Raw genomic sequence first — 623 nt, forward strand, 5'->3', positions numbered from 1 at the left:
TGACCATGCCTCGATTTCGCGTACAGCAGGAATTTTGTTAATTTCCTGTTTGTACGGAGGATTGCATGTCAGAGAAGTCAGTGCCGAAAAGGCAATACGCGAACGAGTTCAAGGTTGAGGCCATCAGGCTTGCCGAAACAGTCGGGCAGCATGAAGCGGCGCGCAGGCTCGGGGTGCCAGTGGCAACGTTAGGGAACTGGAGTCGGCGTAGCCGCAGTTTCGAAGGCGGTATCGAGACGATTGGTCGTGACGTGAGCGCTGCACGTGTTACGCGCCCGATCAGCGAGTTGGAGGCAGAGAACAGCCGGCTGCGCAAGGAACTCGCTAGCGCAAAACTGGATATTGAAATTCTCTCAAAAGCGACGGCGTACTTCGCGAAGGGGTCGCGGTGAAGTACGCCTGGATCGACGATCACCGCGACCAGTACAGTATCACCCGTCTATGCCAGATTCTGGGCGTTTCACGCAGCGGATATTGCCAGTGGCGCGTTCGCCCACCCAGCGCGAGGGCGCAAGCGAACGCGGCCCTGGATGTGGAAGTCGCGGCGATCCACCGCAAGCATCGTGGCACCTATGGCCGCTCCCGCATCGTGCGTCAATTGCGAGCCCAGGGTCGCACGGCGA

General features: G+C 59.2%; 1 protein-coding gene and 1 pseudogene. Both read left to right on the forward strand.

Annotated elements, in window-relative coordinates:
- Positions 1 to 65: 65 nt before the first annotated feature.
- Entirely contained in the window at positions 66 to 392 is a 327-nt protein-coding gene (locus W930_RS31205) for an IS3 family transposase (protein ID WP_023873251.1), read from the forward strand.
- Positions 389 to 623 (forward strand): annotated as a pseudogene (locus W930_RS31210) (IS3 family transposase); the annotation flags it as partial. The gene W930_RS31205 and the pseudogene W930_RS31210, both read left to right, overlap by 4 nt.

This window comes from Pandoraea sp. E26 (assembly GCF_000681415.1).
Classification (GTDB): Bacteria; Pseudomonadota; Gammaproteobacteria; order Burkholderiales; family Burkholderiaceae; genus Pandoraea; species Pandoraea pnomenusa.

Bases quoted from the DNA above. Each gene is read 5' to 3' on its own strand.
- W930_RS31205 (WP_023873251.1), top strand. From the start codon at position 66: ATGTCAGAGAAGTCAGTGCCGAAAAGGCAATACGCGAACGAGTTCAAG.